19 protein-coding genes and 4 tRNA genes are annotated in these 14528 nt (G+C 70.7%); 9 read left to right on the top strand and 14 right to left on the bottom strand.

Features of this window, described 5'->3' with window-relative positions:
* Positions 1–36 precede the first annotated feature (36 nt).
* On the top strand, positions 37–837 hold the full coding sequence (locus tag ACR807_RS12495) for a class I SAM-dependent methyltransferase (protein WP_438921426.1): 801 nt from the start codon (positions 37–39) through the stop codon (positions 835–837).
* A 214-nt stretch (positions 838–1051) separates the two neighbouring features.
* Here the strand turns inward: ACR807_RS12495 and ACR807_RS12490 are convergent, their stop codons facing one another.
* The 3 genes from ACR807_RS12490 to ACR807_RS12480 form a co-directional block, all read right to left on the bottom strand.
* On the bottom strand, positions 1052–1504 hold the full coding sequence (locus tag ACR807_RS12490) for a Fur family transcriptional regulator (RefSeq protein WP_438921425.1): 453 nt from the start codon (positions 1502–1504) through the stop codon (positions 1052–1054).
* A gap of 274 nt (positions 1505–1778) precedes the next feature.
* Entirely contained in the window at positions 1779–2756 is a 978-nt protein-coding gene (locus ACR807_RS12485; protein ID WP_438921424.1) for a squalene cyclase, read from the bottom strand.
* 83 nt (positions 2757–2839) lie between these two features.
* Positions 2840–3787: a helix-turn-helix transcriptional regulator gene (locus ACR807_RS12480; RefSeq protein ID WP_438921423.1), complete on the bottom strand. Its 948-nt coding sequence runs from the start codon at positions 3785–3787 to the stop codon at positions 2840–2842.
* A 60-nt stretch (positions 3788–3847) separates the two neighbouring features.
* On the opposite strand from ACR807_RS12480, the gene ACR807_RS12475 reads away from it, so the two are divergent.
* Entirely contained in the window at positions 3848–4981 is a 1134-nt protein-coding gene (locus ACR807_RS12475) for an epoxide hydrolase family protein (protein WP_438921422.1), read from the top strand.
* Positions 4982–5166: 185 nt separating this feature from the next.
* Positions 5167–5937 (top strand): hypothetical protein, encoded by a 771-nt coding sequence (locus ACR807_RS12470; protein ID WP_438921421.1) that lies wholly within the window; start codon positions 5167–5169, stop codon positions 5935–5937.
* A gap of 220 nt (positions 5938–6157) precedes the next feature.
* Here ACR807_RS12470 and ACR807_RS12465 read toward each other — a convergent pair whose 3' ends face one another.
* A complete protein-coding gene (locus ACR807_RS12465) occupies positions 6158–6715 on the bottom strand; it encodes a hypothetical protein (protein WP_438921420.1) in 558 nt (185 codons plus the stop codon).
* Between the two features lie 632 nt (positions 6716–7347).
* On the opposite strand from ACR807_RS12465, the gene ACR807_RS12460 reads away from it, so the two are divergent.
* Positions 7348–8031 carry a Pr6Pr family membrane protein gene (locus tag ACR807_RS12460; RefSeq protein ID WP_438921419.1) on the top strand — a complete coding sequence of 228 codons (684 nt, stop codon included), beginning with the start codon at positions 7348–7350 and terminating at the stop codon, positions 8029–8031.
* A 472-nt stretch (positions 8032–8503) separates the two neighbouring features.
* Entirely contained in the window at positions 8504–8821 is a 318-nt protein-coding gene (locus ACR807_RS12455; protein WP_438921418.1) for a hypothetical protein, read from the top strand.
* A 14-nt stretch (positions 8822–8835) separates the two neighbouring features.
* On the opposite strand, the gene ACR807_RS12450 is transcribed toward ACR807_RS12455, so the two are convergent.
* From ACR807_RS12450 to ACR807_RS12435, 4 genes are all read right to left on the bottom strand, one after another.
* Positions 8836–8910: transfer RNA gene (locus tag ACR807_RS12450), tRNA-Val, on the bottom strand.
* 1 nt (position 8911) lies between these two features.
* A tRNA-Cys gene (locus ACR807_RS12445) sits at positions 8912–8983 on the bottom strand.
* A gap of 59 nt (positions 8984–9042) precedes the next feature.
* Positions 9043–9115: transfer RNA gene (locus tag ACR807_RS12440), tRNA-Gly, on the bottom strand.
* Positions 9116–9261: 146 nt separating this feature from the next.
* Positions 9262–9687, bottom strand: coding sequence for an SsgA family sporulation/cell division regulator (locus ACR807_RS12435; protein WP_306745026.1), 426 nt, complete (start codon positions 9685–9687; stop codon positions 9262–9264).
* Between the two features lie 243 nt (positions 9688–9930).
* Between ACR807_RS12435 and ACR807_RS12430 the strand changes: the two genes are divergently transcribed.
* The 4 genes from ACR807_RS12430 (at position 9931) to ACR807_RS12415 (ending at position 11979) form a co-directional block, all read left to right on the top strand.
* The gene (locus ACR807_RS12430; protein ID WP_438921417.1) at positions 9931–10581 is read left to right on the top strand and encodes an RNA polymerase sigma factor; all 651 of its coding nucleotides are present in this window, start codon (positions 9931–9933) and stop codon (positions 10579–10581) included.
* Entirely contained in the window at positions 10578–11402 is an 825-nt protein-coding gene (locus ACR807_RS12425; RefSeq protein ID WP_438921416.1) for an anti-sigma factor, read from the top strand. Before ACR807_RS12430 ends, ACR807_RS12425 begins: the two co-directional genes overlap by 4 nt.
* A gap of 26 nt (positions 11403–11428) precedes the next feature.
* Positions 11429–11857: a TIGR02611 family protein gene (locus tag ACR807_RS12420; RefSeq protein WP_438921415.1), complete on the top strand. Its 429-nt coding sequence runs from the start codon at positions 11429–11431 to the stop codon at positions 11855–11857.
* A gap of 50 nt (positions 11858–11907) precedes the next feature.
* Positions 11908–11979: transfer RNA gene (locus ACR807_RS12415), tRNA-Val, on the top strand.
* Positions 11980–12096: 117 nt separating this feature from the next.
* Here the strand turns inward: ACR807_RS12415 and ACR807_RS12410 are convergent.
* The 6 genes from ACR807_RS12410 to ACR807_RS12385 all read right to left on the bottom strand — a co-directional run bounded on the left by ACR807_RS12410 (position 12097) and on the right by ACR807_RS12385 (position 14443).
* Positions 12097–12309 carry a tyrosine-type recombinase/integrase gene (locus ACR807_RS12410; RefSeq protein ID WP_438921467.1) on the bottom strand — a complete coding sequence of 71 codons (213 nt, stop codon included), beginning with the start codon at positions 12307–12309 and terminating at the stop codon, positions 12097–12099.
* 105 nt (positions 12310–12414) lie between these two features.
* Positions 12415–12684 (bottom strand): integrase core domain-containing protein, encoded by a 270-nt coding sequence (locus ACR807_RS12405; RefSeq protein ID WP_438921414.1) that lies wholly within the window; start codon positions 12682–12684, stop codon positions 12415–12417.
* Positions 12681–13508 (bottom strand): integrase, encoded by an 828-nt coding sequence (locus tag ACR807_RS12400; protein WP_438921413.1) that lies wholly within the window; start codon positions 13506–13508, stop codon positions 12681–12683. The genes ACR807_RS12405 and ACR807_RS12400 overlap by 4 nt, the downstream gene beginning before the upstream one ends.
* A 75-nt stretch (positions 13509–13583) precedes the next feature.
* Entirely contained in the window at positions 13584–13805 is a 222-nt protein-coding gene (locus tag ACR807_RS12395) for a hypothetical protein (RefSeq protein WP_438921412.1), read from the bottom strand.
* Positions 13700–14056 (bottom strand): winged helix-turn-helix domain-containing protein, encoded by a 357-nt coding sequence (locus ACR807_RS12390; protein ID WP_438921466.1) that lies wholly within the window; start codon positions 14054–14056, stop codon positions 13700–13702. The genes ACR807_RS12395 and ACR807_RS12390 overlap by 106 nt, the downstream gene beginning before the upstream one ends.
* On the bottom strand, positions 14057–14443 hold the full coding sequence (locus tag ACR807_RS12385; RefSeq protein WP_438921411.1) for a helix-turn-helix domain-containing protein: 387 nt from the start codon (positions 14441–14443) through the stop codon (positions 14057–14059). It lies immediately after the preceding gene.
* Between the last annotated feature and the right edge of the window lie 85 nt (positions 14444–14528).

The raw sequence follows: 14528 nt of genomic DNA, 5'->3' as shown, positions 1-14528 counted from the left end.
GTGGAACATCTGTCGACGAGCGAAGGACGGGGTGCGGTGGGGTCCTCGATGGTGGACGCGTTCGACGAGGGCAGCGCCGAGTTCGCCGAGTGGGCACCGCTGCTGTGGGACCCGATCGGTGCCGAAGCCGTGGAGCACGCCCGGCCGCTGCCCGGCGAACGGGTGCTCGACATCTGCTGCGGTTCGGGCTCGTCCGCGATCCCGGCGGCGCGGGCCGTCGGCGTGGGAGGCGTCGTGGACGCGGTGGACCTCTCCGGCGCGCTGCTCGACCAAGGCGCCCGGCGCGCGCGGGACGTGCCGCAACTGCGGTTCCACCGCGCGGACGCGGCCGGGTGGGAGCCCGCGGACCGCCTGCCCTACGACCGGGTGCAGAGCGGCTTCGGCGTGTTCTTCCTGCCGGACACGGACACGGCGGTGGACCACCTCGTCGGCCTGCTGCGACCGGGCGGCACGCTGGCCGTGAGCACGTGGCGGCAGGGCAGCGTGGACGACGTGGTCGGCCCGTTGATCCGGGCGTTCGCCGAGCACACGGGCGCACCGCCCGTCCGACCCCCCGCAGCGGGTCAGGCGGCGCGCCTGGACACCGGCGACGAGCTCGCCGACTGGTTGCGGGACAGGGGACTGGTGGACGTCGTCGGCCACGCCGCGGAGCGCGACGTCCCCGTCACACCGGAGCCGGCGTGGACGTTCGTGACCGGCTCGGCCGTCCGCGCGGTGCTCGCGGGCCTGGACGCCGACGGCGTGTCGGCCGTCAAGGCCCGCTACCTGGACGTGGCGGGAGGAACGGCGGTGCTCCGCGCCCGCGCGCTGGTCGGCGTCGGCGCGCGCCCGAGCTGACCTCCAGGGCGCGCACCGCGCCGCACCCCGCCGGCGGCCGGTGCACCCGCCGCAGCCCGGACCGGCGCACCCGCCGCGGCAGTTGCGACCGGCGGCGTGCGGCGGTGTCGGCGGTCACGTCGGCCTCCCGCGGCGGAACGGTTCAGGTCACCACGTCCGCGGTGCGCCGCGCGAGCCCTTCGACGAAGCCCGGCCACCCGATCACCGGCCTCCGTCACCCCGGTGGCGCGACCACCCCGGTGTTCCCGTCGAGCGGGCAGCGCGTGCACAGACCGGCCAGCTCGACCGCCACCCGGACGTCCGCGAACCCGTGCGCCGCCGCCGTCTTCGCCGCCCACCGCGTGACGGGCGCCGTGTCCACGCCCACCGTGCGCCCGCACCGCACGCACGTGAGGTAGTGGTCGTGGGCGTCGGTCCTCAGGTGGAACAGGTGACGCCCCTCCCGGTCCTGCGTGATGCCGAGGACGCCCGCGTCCACCAGCGACGCGAGGTGCCGGTAGAGGGTGGTCAACCCGACCCGACCGCCCCCGGACCGCAGCAGGTGGTGGATCGCGTTCGCCGTGGAGGGGCCGGGCAGGTCGGCCAGCACGCGCAGCACCGCCTGGCGCTGCGGCGTCATCCGCGCCCCGGCGCCCCGGTCGAGGACGTGCCCGTTCCTCTCGCGCATCCCCCGCGCGCTCAGGACGTCACAGCCTCGGTCGGGCGGCACCCGGACGGGGGCGGCGGGACGACGTCGGTGGTCGAATCGGGTGACGCGGACATGGGGACCTCGGTGGTGCATCGTCCGACAATGATTATCAAGACCAATATAACCACCCTTCGGTGATCATGCGGCCCCGGCCGGAACCTGCCCCGTCGGTCGTCCGGGCGGTGCGCGACGCGGGCGTGCCCTCACCCGCCCGACATCCCGGCGGCACACCGCCGGCCGGTCCGCCGCGGTATCAGCCCGAGCGCGTCCCGGAGTCCCACCAGTCGAGCACCCGCGTCCCGATCAGGGTCAGCCACTTCGACGGCTCGCCGGCCGGGACGTCGACCTCGAACCACACCCGCCCGGGGTGCCGGCGGGCCTGGAGCCACGTGCCGTCCGGCTGCCGGGCGGCCCGGACCGATTCGATCGCGTCGGCCATGCGCGGGTCCGGCGGTGTGCCGTCGAGGAGGGCGGCCCGGCGGAAGTGGTCGGCCGCGTTGAGCACGCTGTAGTACCAGCGGAACGGGTAGGCGAAGCGGTCCACCCACGGCGCCACCGGTTCGCCCGTCGACAGCCGGCGGAACAGCCCGCGCCGCAGCAGGTACTCCTCACCCGAGCGCCGGGCGGCGCGCGTCGATCCCGTGCCCCCGGTCGCGGCATCGTGGGCGAGCAGGCCGGTGAGGGAGTTGAGCGTCGAGTGGAACGACGACCGCGTGGAGCCCTCGACCCACGCGCAGTTCCACCCGCCGTCGGGCAGTCGGTGCTCGACGAACCAGTCGACGACGCCGGTGACGTCGGCGCCGAGCCACAGGCCGTTGCCGACCGTCCAGGCGTTGATGCAGCAGTCGACCTCACCGCCCCAGTACGGCAGGTCGTCGTACTCCCAGCGGCAGTGCTCGGCGAGCAGTTCGGCCGTGCGACGCCCGCGCAGGACCGCGGCGTCCAGGCCCCACTCGCGCAGCGAGTTCAGCGACCACGTCGTCGCCGTCCAGGGCTGCCCCTCGGTCTCCACCGCGTCGAACTCGAAGCCCGCGGGGAAGAACGCACCGCCGGCCCACCGGCCGTCGGCGTCCTGGAGCGCGAGCAGTCGCGCGCCGAAGCCCTCGGTCGCGACCCGAGCGCGGGTCGCCTCCCAGACCCCGGGCGGTTCGCCCGCGAGGTCGCGTTCGACCTGCCGGCGCAGCGCCGGGTCGGAGTCGAGGAGCCACGCGAGCAGGTTGCCGGTCGCCACGGCGCGACTCCAGTGGGCTCGTCGGGCCGGTTGGGGACGGCCGACCCGGGCTCGTTGTGGAGCGGCCGGGGTGGTCCCGGTGGTCAGGCGCGGGCGTAGCGCTCCGCGAGGGTGCGCAGCAGTGGCCTCAGCTCGCCGGGCGACTCGACGGTGAAGTCCATGCCCAGCATGCCGATGTAGGCGGCGACCGTGTCCAGCGAGTCGGCGCCGGTGACGAGGACCGAGGTGGTGTCGGTGACCGTCTCGACCACGCCGACGCCGGGGTGGATGCGGTCGAGGACGGCCTGGGCCGGCGCGTCGACCCGCAGGCGTGCGTGCACCTGCCAGCCGCTGAACGCGACACGGCGCATGGTGAAGCTCGTGTAGTCCTCGTCGGGGAGGGCGGTGGGGGCGAACCGGCGGTGGGTGCGCGTGCGCGGCGTGATCCAGTCCGCCCGGTAGACGTCCCACTCCCCGCCGGACGGGTCGCGGGCCACGAGGTACCAGCGTCGCTTCCAGGCGAGCAGGCGGTAGGGCTCGACGAGCAGCGAGGTGTCGCGGTAGTCGAAGCGGAACCACTCGACGTCGTGGATCGCGGTCGCGATGGTGCGCAGCACGGCGGGGTCGACCTCGGGGTCCGGGGAGTCGGTGTCGGTGTTCTCCGGCGCGTGGTCGACGACCGAGGCCAGCGCCTCCACCGTCGGCCGCAGGCGTGGCGGCAGGACCTGTTCGAGCTTGGCCAGCGCGCGGGCGCTGGAGGTCTCCAGCCCGGCGATGCCCCGGCCGGCGCGCAACCCGATCGCCACGGCCACCGCCTCCTCGTCGTCCAGGAGCAGCGGGGGGAGCTTGCCGCCCGCTCCGAGCCGGTAGCCGCCCGTCGCGCCGCGGGTGGCCTCGACGGGGTAGTCGAGCGCGCGGAGGCGCTCCACGTCGTTGCGGATGGTGCGGGTCGTGACGCCCAGCCGGTCGGCGAGTTCGGTGCCGCTCCACGACGGGCGCGACTGGAACAGCGCCAGGAGCGCGAGGAGGCGCGCCGATGTGTCCGCGGTCACTGCGACACCCTCCGTCATATAGGAACGAAGCTTTCCTATAGGCACTCTACCGTCTGCGTCATGACGAACACGCAGATCCGCCCCTCCCGCATCGAGGTCACGCAGACCGAGCTGGACGACCTGACCGGTCGCCTCGACCGCACCCGCCTGCCGCAGCCGGCGCCGGGCGACACCTGGGAGCACGGCACCCCCAACCACTACCTGCGCAGGGCCGTGACGGCGTGGCGCGCGTTCGACTGGCGCGCCGCCGAGGAGCGCATCAACGCCCACGCGCACTTCGTCACCGAGATCGACGATCAGCCGATCCACTTCATCCACGTCGAGTCGCCGCACGAGGGCGCGACGCCGCTGCTGCTCGCCCACACCTACCCCGGTTCGTCGGTCGACTACCTCGACATGATCGGCAGGCTCACCGACCCCGTCGCCCACGGCGGGCGCGCCGAGGACGCGTTCCACGTCGTCGTGCCGGACGCACCCGGCTTCGGCTTCTCCAACCCGGTCACCGAACCGGGCTGGACCACCGCCCGCGTGGCCCGCGCCTACGACACCCTCATGCGCAGGCTCGGTTACCGGCGCTACGGCGTCCACGGCTCCGACCACGGCGCGATGGTCGCCCGCGAACTCGGCGTCCTCGCCCCGGAGGGCTTCCTGGGGCTGCACGTGCTGCAGCTGTTCTCCTTCCCGTCGGGCGACCCCGCGGAGTTCGAACAGCTCGAACCGCGGGACCACGCCGGTCTGGAGCACATGCGGTGGTTCCAGAAGGTCGGCGGCTACAACACCATGAACGCCAGCAGGCCGCAGACGGTCGCGGCCGGGCTCAGCGACTCGCCGATCGGGATGCTCGCCTACAGCGAGCTGTTCAACTCCTTCGGCAACGGCACGTCCCTCGTGCCGCTGGAAACCATTCTCACCGAGGTGTCCGTCAACTGGTTCGCGAACGCCGCCGCGGGCATGGCCCGGTCCTACTTCGACAACGCGGCCGCCCCCGCCGACGAGCCCGCCCCGCGGAACGCCGCCCCGACCGGCGTGGCCGTGTTCGCCGACGACTTCCAGACCATCAAGGTGTTCGCGGAACGGGACAACCCCAACATCGTCCACTGGAGCCGTTTCGAGAAGGGCGGCCACTTCGCCGCGCTCGAGGTCCCGGAGATCGTGGTGGACGACATCCGGGCGTTCTTCACCGCACTGCGGTGACCTCCCGGGACGGAGGAGCGGTCGTAGCGGGCCCACCCCCTCGCGCGAGCAGGCCGTTCGACCTGGAAACGTTGGCCCGCAACGAAAAGCATCACCCACCGAAGCTCATGCGTGCCCGTAACACATCCGGGTGAACCGTCGATCTGTCCGGTATCAGTCTTCCGAACCGCGGGCAGGGGCCAGTCTTGAAGCAGTCCGACCAGCCGGCGAGGAACGAGGTCGGGGGCGACGTCGGCACGTCCATCCAGGCCGGGTCCATCAGCGGCGACGTCCACCTGCACCCGCCCGCCGGGCCGCGGTGGCGCAGGCGCCTGCTGCTCCTCGCCGTCGCGGTGGCGACCACCATGGGCGCCTCCGCCACGGTGCTGGTCGAGCTGACGGTGCCCGACGAGCCCGCGCGGTCCGCGCCGCCCCAGGCCGTCGCCGCCACGGCGTCCGCGACGGAAACCGCCGGGGCGGTCACCCACGTGCCGGTCGTGCCGCCGGTGGGCGCCGGCCGGCCGATGCCCCTCGTCCCCGCGACCCGCGCGTCCGGCAGCGTGATCGCCGTGGCCACGACCACGACCGCCGCGACGACCACCACCACGACGGCGTTCGCGCCGGGCGCCGCTCCTCCGCCCGCGGGCACCGTCCGCTTCAGCGGCGAGCTGGAGTTCGGCAGCTTCGACCTCGACCTGCCGCAGCCCAAGCGCGTCGACGGCCGCAACGTCTGGACACTCACCCCCGGCCGCCTGCACGGGGACGAGAACTACTGGTTGGCGGAGTGGTTCGGCGGTGGCGCGCCCGGCCGAGCCGAGTGCGCCACCGAGATCACCGCGCGGGGGACGCGGGACGCCGAGAACCTGGCCGCCGGCGGCACGGTGTGCGGGAGCACGCCGGAGGGCAGGGTCTTCCGGATCGACGTGCTCACCGTGGACCACGCGACCGTCACCGGCCAGGTCGTCGTGTGGGACTAGCGCGTGTTCCGAAGGTGAGGTGAGCGGCGGCGTGTCGGTGGCCGGAACGTGGCGAGGTCTCCGGTGAGTGGTGTAGCGACCGACGCCACCGACATCCGGCTACGCCACATCTGGAACACGACCCAGGTCCGGACGGTGAGACCTCGTGTCATCTTCGGCGATCTCGCGGATTCGGTGCCGACCGCGGGACCGGTGACGAGGCCGCCCCTGGGATGGCGACTCAGAGCGAGGTGATCTCCAGGGTGACCAGGGAGTAGATGCCGGAGACGGTGCCCAGCCCGGCGGTGCACAGCAGCACGTCGACGCTTGGACCGGTGTTCACCTGGACGACGGTGCTGCCGGTGAACAGGCCGGAGGTGACCGTTCCGGTTTGGGTGACCACCAGGGCGGCACCCGCGACGGTGGCGGTGCGGTTGGCCGAGACGATCGAGGTCTGGCCGGTGTTCCAGGCGATGGTGAAGGTGGAGGACCCGGTGTCCAGCAGGTCCAGGCAGGTCTGTTCCGGGTCGTTGGAGGTGCGGGCACGCGAGCCCGAGGTGACGGCCGGGTTGCTCAGCGACACGCAGGGCCCGTACTGCGTCGAGGAGTTGATGGTGACGGCTTGCGGTGCCATGGTCAGCGGCGGGGTGTAGGTGACGGTCTCGCTGCTGGGTGGGGTGCAGGTCACGTCCAGCACCCCGGCCGTCGCCGCCGCGGCCGGCCCCGGCACGGTCAGCGCGAGAGCGGAGACGGCCGTCATCAGCGTGGCCGCGGCGGTGCGCAACGAATTGATCATCATCGCTCTCCATCCGGGCGGCACCGGTACCCCGTGTGGGCCCGAGCACGTGCCAGGCACCCAGGATGATCCCGCCCGGACGATCCCCGACAGGACCGAACGGGCGACCGCGCACAGACGTTCGGCTCGCCATCACCGCCCGGCCAGGACGGCAAGCTGACCGACCCGGGTCACCGCGACGGTACGGAGACCTGCCCCGAACACCCGAAGCCGCACTCGAGATGTATCGCACCACCTGATCACCGACGCCACCGGCATCCCCCTGGCCGTGACAAGTACCGCCGCAGTTCAACGCTCGTGCGCAGAGTCCTGGCACCCCACAGGTGCCCGGCGTGCCCGGGAGACGTCCCGTCACCGGCGACGATTCACCAGTCCGGACGGGCGGCGAACCACAGCCGGTCCGCGGGCTCGTAGCGGACCGGACCGGACCCGTGAGCTGCCGACGAAGGACTGCGCTCTCGTGCTTCCGGACCACTTCGCACAGCAAGGACATGATCACCCGGACGCGCTCCCGACACCGTGACCGCCTTGCTCCACCGGCGACGATGGCTGTTCGAGCGGCACGGGGTGTGCGGAGGTTCGCCGAGGTGGGTGCTCGCCTGGCAGGACCGGTCGACCGGACTGATGATGGGGCGATGAGCACGAGCACCGAACCAGCGCGGTCCACCGGGTGGCACACCGGTTCCAGGACGTGGCACGCGGTGCTGGCGGCCGTCATCGCCGCGTCCCTGGTCATCCAGTTGGTCCTGCTGTTCACCGGAGGCGCGGACGCCAACTCGGGCGACATCGGCGCGGTGGCGGGTGTCGGGACGCGGCTGGTGCGGTTGTTCAGCTACTTCACCATCCAGAGCAACGTCATCGTGCTGGCCGTGGCACTCACCCTCGCGGCGAACCCGGCCCGTGACGGCAGGGGCTGGCGGGTGGCCCGGCTGGACGCGCTGCTCGGCATCACGATCACCGGCCTGGTGTTCGACCTCGTGCTCGCGCCGATCGTGCACCTGGAAGGCGCGGCCCGGTGGGCGACCATCGGCTTCCACTACGTCTCGCCGTGGATGGCGGTGCTCGGCTGGCTGCTGTTCGGACCGCGCCCGCGGGTCGACCGGTCGACGGTCGGCTGGGCGTTCGCCTGGCCGGTGCTGTGGATCGCGTACACCTTCGCCCACGGCGCGATCACCGGTTGGTACCCCTACCCGTTCCTGGACGTCACCCGGCTGGGTTTCGGCACGGCTCTGCGCAACACCTTGTTCGTGCTCGTGCTGGCACTGGTCCTGGCGTTGATCTACAAGGCGCTGGACCGGCTCCGCCCCACCGTGCGTTGAGGGTGTCGCCCGGCCCCGCCCCGGTGCTGCGCACGGCTGCGGGGGACCTCACCCCGGATGCCGGACACGGGGTTATGCGGCGTGTCGGTAGCAGGCTGTTCTTGTAGTCGATCGGGGATGTCCGGCCGAGGTGCGAGTGACGGCCTCGGGTGATGTACCGATGCGCCCAGCCGAACACCGCCGGTCGTGCTTCCCTCGTACTGCCCCAACTCCGGGCGCCTTGGAGCGTCTGGCGTGTGAAGGAGGCGTTGAGGCTCTCGGCGGCGTTGTCCGCGGAGCTGCCCCACCGCGCCCATGGACCGGGTCACCCCGGCGGCGCGGCAGGCGTCGGCGGCCCTGGCACCGCAGTGGGCCCCGTGTGCCCACCCGGATCGTCACGATCCAAGGGTGTCCGGTGTCCAACATCCAGGGTCAAGTCCCCTCGACGGCCGATTGGTGCTCGGCCCGCCCAAGACGAAGGCCAGTAAGTGGCATGGCCTACGTCACATACAAGACGTGGCTGATCGAAGACGGCGTGCCGGAAGTCGTCCAGCACAAGCGGCTGGGGCACCGGTATCGAGAGGTGCGGGGCATCTACTCGTATGTGACACACGTCATGGCCAACGGGGTGCTGGACGAACTCCAAGCCCGCCGGGAGCGGTCCGGCGCGGAAGCAGGAACGGCTGCCACACACGGCGGGGGAGTGGTGACCACGCACGGTGAAGATGATCACACCAGGACCATCTGCTCCCGTTCTGCTCCCACCAACGCAGAACAGCCGCCTGGTGAAGATCACCAAGCGGCTGTCTGACCTGCGTATATCTCTGGTGGACGATACAGGGATTGAACCTGTGACCCCTACCGTGTCAAGGTAGTGCTCTCCCGCTGAGCTAATCGTCCGAGGCGGAGACGGGAATCGAACCCGTGTACAGGGCTTTGCAGGCCCTTGCCTAAGCCACTCGGCCACTCCGCCAGGTTTTCCCGAATGCTAGCACCCAGGAGTCTGGCCTGAGCCCAAGGGGCCCTCTGCCGAGCGGATGACGAGACTCGAACTCGCGACCCTCACCTTGGCAAGGTGATGCGCTACCAACTGCGCTACATCCGCATGCTCCGGAAGATTTCTTGGAACTTGGCCCTTTTGGGGCTTGTCGTTCCGGTCTTCCCCGGTGCGAGAGGAACTTTATTACATGCCCCGCCGCAGAATCAAATCGGGGGGTGCCTAGGCCCCCGGCAGGGCTGCTACCTGCACTTTTACGTCAGATCGGTCGAGATCAGGTGGGTCAGGGCCTCGTCCACGTCGACCCACAGGTGCTCGTTGCCGGGCACGACCACGTCGTAGGTGCGGTCGAGGAAGTCGGCCAGCTCCTGCGCGGACGCCTCGAACATGGCGTGGCCGGACGGGGAGCTCAGTTCGATCACCACGACCTCGGGGTCGTCGGCGGCCGGGCGGATGCGGACGTCGCCGTCCCCCGCGTCGGCGATGAGGCCGTCGGCGAGCAGGTCCCGGGCATACACCCATTCCACCCAACCGGCCCGACCCGTTCGGAACGCGGCGACCACCGCGTACGGGTCCTTCGTGTCGTAGCGAAGCTCAACCTGCACCGGAACAGCGGGGGTCCTCGGCGCCAGCAGGTCGAACACCGCTGTCGAACGGAGTGTCACGTGATCATTGCGCATCGTCGTTACCCTCTTCTCCCTTCCCGGCCAATGGAACGACCGAGCTCTCTACTTGTGACGTATATGTGGCGAGGAACGCTCGACTCCCGGACGTTTATCACCCGTTCGGGTCTACATCGCTCCACTGGGCGACCACCTCGATGCGTTCCGTGTCCGGTCTGATCCCGCAGGCCCCATCTTGCTGGGTTTAACCTGAACCCGGTACCGGCTGTTGCGCGAATGTTGGACGTGAGGACCTCTCTGGTGGCTGACGCACCCGCCCCGGCACCACGCCGCGGGCCCGAACGACGACCTCCCGACGCGGAACTCGTCGAGCGGGTGTCCACGGGGGACCGCACGGCCTTCGGTGAGCTCTACGACCGTTACGCGAAACCAGCGTACTCACTGGCCAGGCGCATCTGCGTGGACCCCGGCCTCGCCGAGGACGTGGTGCAGGAGGCGTTCCTGGCCCTGTGGCGCAACCCGGCCGGCTACGACCGCGCACGAGGCGGCTTCGGCACCTGGCTGATGACCGTCGTGCACCACCGGGCGGTGGACGCCGTGCGCCGCGAGAACACCCAGCGCAAGCGGAACGTGCCGCTCACCGACGAGGTGTCCGAGCGCAACGTCCCGCCCACCGACGGGGCCGACCACGACGCGTTGACCGGCGTCGTGGGCGCCGAGGTGCGGGAGGCGCTGAAGCGCCTGCCCGAGGACCAGCGGCAGGTCATCGCCCTGGCCTACCTCGGCGGGTACACGCAGATAGAGGTCGCGGCGCTCACCGGCATCCCCCTGGGCACGGTGAAGTCCCGCACCTTCGCGGCCATCAGGAGGCTGCGGACGACGTTGCAAGCGGTGTGGACAGGGGAGACCGGCGGCGAAGCGCCGGGTCGGACGACGGGAGCACACCGGTGACCGGGGAGCAGAGGGACGACTGGTGCCCTCAGGAGGAGCTCGCGGTCGGGTTCGCGGTGCACGCGCTCGAACCGGACGAGGAAGCACAGCTGTACGCCCACCTGCCCACGTGCGAGCGCTGCCGGCAGACCGTCCGCGCCACCGAGGAGGTGACCGCCGCGCTGGGGTCCTCCGTCCGCCAGTACGACCCGCCGGACCGGCTGCGCGCCCGGCTCATGGCGGCCGTCGACGAGACGCCCCAGGAACACGTGCGCCGACCCGCCCCCGAGCCCGCCCCTGAGCCCGCCCCTCTCGCCGCACCGATCCCGCTGGAGCCGCGACGCCGTCGTGCCGGCGGCTGGGGCCGCAGGGCACTGGTGGCCGCGGCCGTCGTCGTCGCGGTGGCCGGGATCGGCGTCGCCGGCGTGCGGATCAACCAGCTCGGCGACCAGGTGGCCGCGCAGGACGCGCGCGCCGAGCGGCTGGAGCGGGTGCTGGACCTCGCGGCGAACCCGGCGGCGAACCGGGCCGTGCTGCGTTCCGCGTCCGGCGAGGAGGTGGCGGTGCTGGTGTCGACCGAGGACTCGGCGGCCGTCGTGCCCGTGCGCCTGACGTCCAACGACGCGGCCCACCAGGTCTACGTGGTGTGGGGCGCGAGCACGCAGGACCCCGTGGCGCTGGCCACGTTCGACGTCGGCGCCGACGCCTCGGACGCCCAGGTGCTCACCTGGTCGCCGGACGCGCACAAGCACCTCGTCTTCGCGCTCTCGCTGGAGCAGGGGCGCTCGATGCCCCAGGCGCCGAGCGGTGTGCTCGCATCCGGTCAAGTCGGCTCCGCGTGAGCGGTGTCATGGGCGATGATGTGCGCATGACCACGGAGCAGCGCGAGAACGCCCCCGAGGAAGCGGGACGCCGCCACCGGTTCCGCAGCAACCCCGCGCTGAACATGGGCTACCGCATCGGCGTGGGCGTCGTAGGCGGGTTGGTGCTGGTCGCCGGCATCCTGATGATCCCGTACCCCGGGCCGGGCTGGCTCGTCGTGTTCGCGGGCCTCGCGATCCTGGCCACCGAGTTCGAGTGGGCGGGGCGGGTCCTGAAGTTCGCCAAGCGGTACTACGACGCCTGGGTCGAGTGGCTGAAGCGGCAGAACCTCGTCGTGAAGGCCCTCGTCCTCGCGGCGACCGGCCTGGTGGTCGCGGTGACCTGCTGGCTGCTCGGGGCGTTCTCCCTGGTAGGCGGCTGGTTCGGCCTCGACTGGGCCTGGTTGGAGAGCCCGATTTTTGGTTCCCGGGGATGATGTTGTAAGCTATCGACACACCGCGAGAGCGGGGCAGGACAACAGAACAAGGGCGTTTAGCTCAGCGGGAGAGCGCTTCGTTCACACCGAAGAGGTCACTGGTTCGATCCCAGTATCGCCCACAGTGTGTTTTACCTGGTCAACGGCTCGTAGACGATCTTCGTCTGCGGGCCGTTGATCGTTGCGGGGAGCAACTGGGGAGCAAAAGATCTTGACCACCTCCGTATTTGCGAAGGTGGTCAGGGGTTCTCGCTCCCCGTCCGCTCCCAGCGCCGCTGCAGTCCGGCGAGCATCGCCTCGACCATCGGTTCGGTGACGTGGGAGTAGACGCCCATGACGCCGCGGAACTTGTGACCGATCCTCTTGTGCTGCAGCACCTCGGGAACACCGTCCTCGATGAGCCAGGTCTTGTGGGTGTGGCGCAGGTCGTGGAAGTGCATGTCGGGGTCGATGCGCGGCCGGTTGGTGTCGCCGCGCAGGGCGGGCAGCCAGACGCGGCGGCGGAAGTTTGAGCGTCGGTGGAACCCTGTGCTTGCCGAAAATGTCGTCCGTGCAGGTCAGGCGGCGTGGTGGTACTCGTTGAGGATGCCGCCCAGTCTTTGCCGTCGACGGATGTCGAGTTGGGTGGCGGCTGCTTGATTGGTGGCTGGTTGTGGCAGTGGTTGTAGTGGTCGGGCGTTGTCGATGCCTTGGTGGGGCCGGTGGGTGTTGTAGAAGTCCTCGTACTCGCGCAGGCTACGGAATAGGTGCCGTTGGTTCCAGATCAGTGTGCGGTCGAGTAGCTCCTGTCGGCAGGTCCGGATCCAGCGTTTCATGATCGCGTTCATCCGCGGTATCCGAACACCGGTGAGGACGACCTGGATGTCCGCGTCGGCGAGGATGTTGTCGAACAGGACGGGTACTTGCCGTCGCGGTCTCGGATCAGGAAGCGCACGTGTCGGCCTGCGTCTCCGAGGTCCATGACGAGGTTCGTGGCGGCCTGGGTGACCCAGGAGGCGGTCGGGTGCGCGGTGGCGCCGAGGACTCTGATCCGGCGGTTGGCGTGCTCGATCACCGCGAGCACGTACACGCGGGCGCCGTTCACGGTGCGGGTCTCGAAGAAGTCGCAGGCCAGTAGAGCGTCGGCTTGTGAGCGGAGGAAGGTCGACCAGGTCGTCGAGGTGCGCTCGGGAGCCGGATCGATCCCGGCGTCCTGGAGGATTTGCCAGACGGTGGAGGCTGCGACCTTGCCGAGCACGAGCAGTTCGCCGTGGATGCGCCGGTAGCCCCAGGTCGGATTCTCGCGTGCCAAGCGCAGCACCAGCAGGCGTATTGAGCGGATGGTCCGTGGTCGGCCGGGATCCTGGGGACAGGATCTGACCGCGTGGCGTCGGGCGATGAGGTCCCGGTGCCACCGCAGGATCGTCTCCGGGCGCGCCGGCAGTCGGAGTCGCCGAAGCGTGGCGACGGGGAGTCGGTGCAGCACGGTCGCGAGGAATGCCCGGTCGCAGGGGGAGAACCTCGGACGGGTGTCACCGAGTTGCCGTTCCAGGATGGTGATCTGGTGACGCAGCGCCAGGATCTCCACGTCCTTGTCCCGGTCGCTCAAGGGCAGCAGGCGCAGCAGCGCGAAGGCGTTGGTCATGCCCAGGTAGGCCAGTCGGAGCAGCATGGCCGGTCATCATGCCGCGTCAGCCGAGGGCGGTGCGGACCTGTGGCCACACCTGGGAGCCCTTCGATGCCTCAGCTACGCACGGCTTCGACCTGCATGGATGGAGTTTTCGGCAGCTACAGCGTTGGCATTGCGCTTGAGGTCGGCGTTGAGCAGTTCGCCGGAGTTCAGTTCGAGGCTGTAGCGGGGCATCAGGTGCAGTTCGATCCGGTCGAGGAAGCCGGTGAACACCGGTGCGGTGAAACGGTCGGTGAACACGGTGAACCACAACGCGCCGCGTGAGGCGCCCGCGGACATGACGTTGACCGCAGGCGTTTCCCGGTCACCCGCACGATCGGCGTCCTACCCTTCGGCGCCCAGGGCCGGCCGGGTGGCGCGGCGTCGGAGCGCGGCCCGCACTGGTCGACCCACGTGATCGCCGCGCCCTCGGCCTTCGCCCGGTCCTCGATCGCCGGATACTCCTCGTCCAGCCACGCGAGCACCGCGGCGGGCTGCTGTTCGTAGGCACGTCGGGTCGGGCGTTGCGGGGTGAACCCGTGGCGGCGCAGTCACAAGCCGACGCCCTGCTCGGTCATGTCCACGCCGACGACCAGCCGGATCAGCTCGACCACCGCCGGGCGGGTCCACAACGGGCCGCCGATCAGCAACTCCTCCGGGGTGTAGTCGGCCATCGCTGCGAACAGCGTGCCCCGGTCCTCGGGACTGATCAGCTCGGCCGGTCCGGGCCGTCGCCCCGGTCGCACCGCCAGGCCGTCCCGACCGTCACGCTGGTAGGCGCGCCACCAGGTGCCCACCGACCGCACCGAGACCTCGAACACCTCCGCCGCCCGCCGGTAACCCTCCACCTGCCCGGACTCCAGCGCCGCCACCACCCGCAGGCGCAACACCTCCTGCTCCGCAGGCGACAACCGGTGCGCACCCTCGACCTCGACCACGCACGTCAACATGCGGGCAACCGATCACTTTCGATTCAATAAGAGCACCGGGAGCTTCTTCCATGCCTACGACGTGCAACGATGA

This window comes from Saccharothrix sabaoui (assembly GCF_051756985.1).
In the GTDB taxonomy this organism is placed as follows: domain Bacteria; phylum Actinomycetota; class Actinomycetes; order Mycobacteriales; family Pseudonocardiaceae; genus Actinosynnema.
This window is presented reverse-complemented; position numbering and strand designations above follow the sequence as displayed.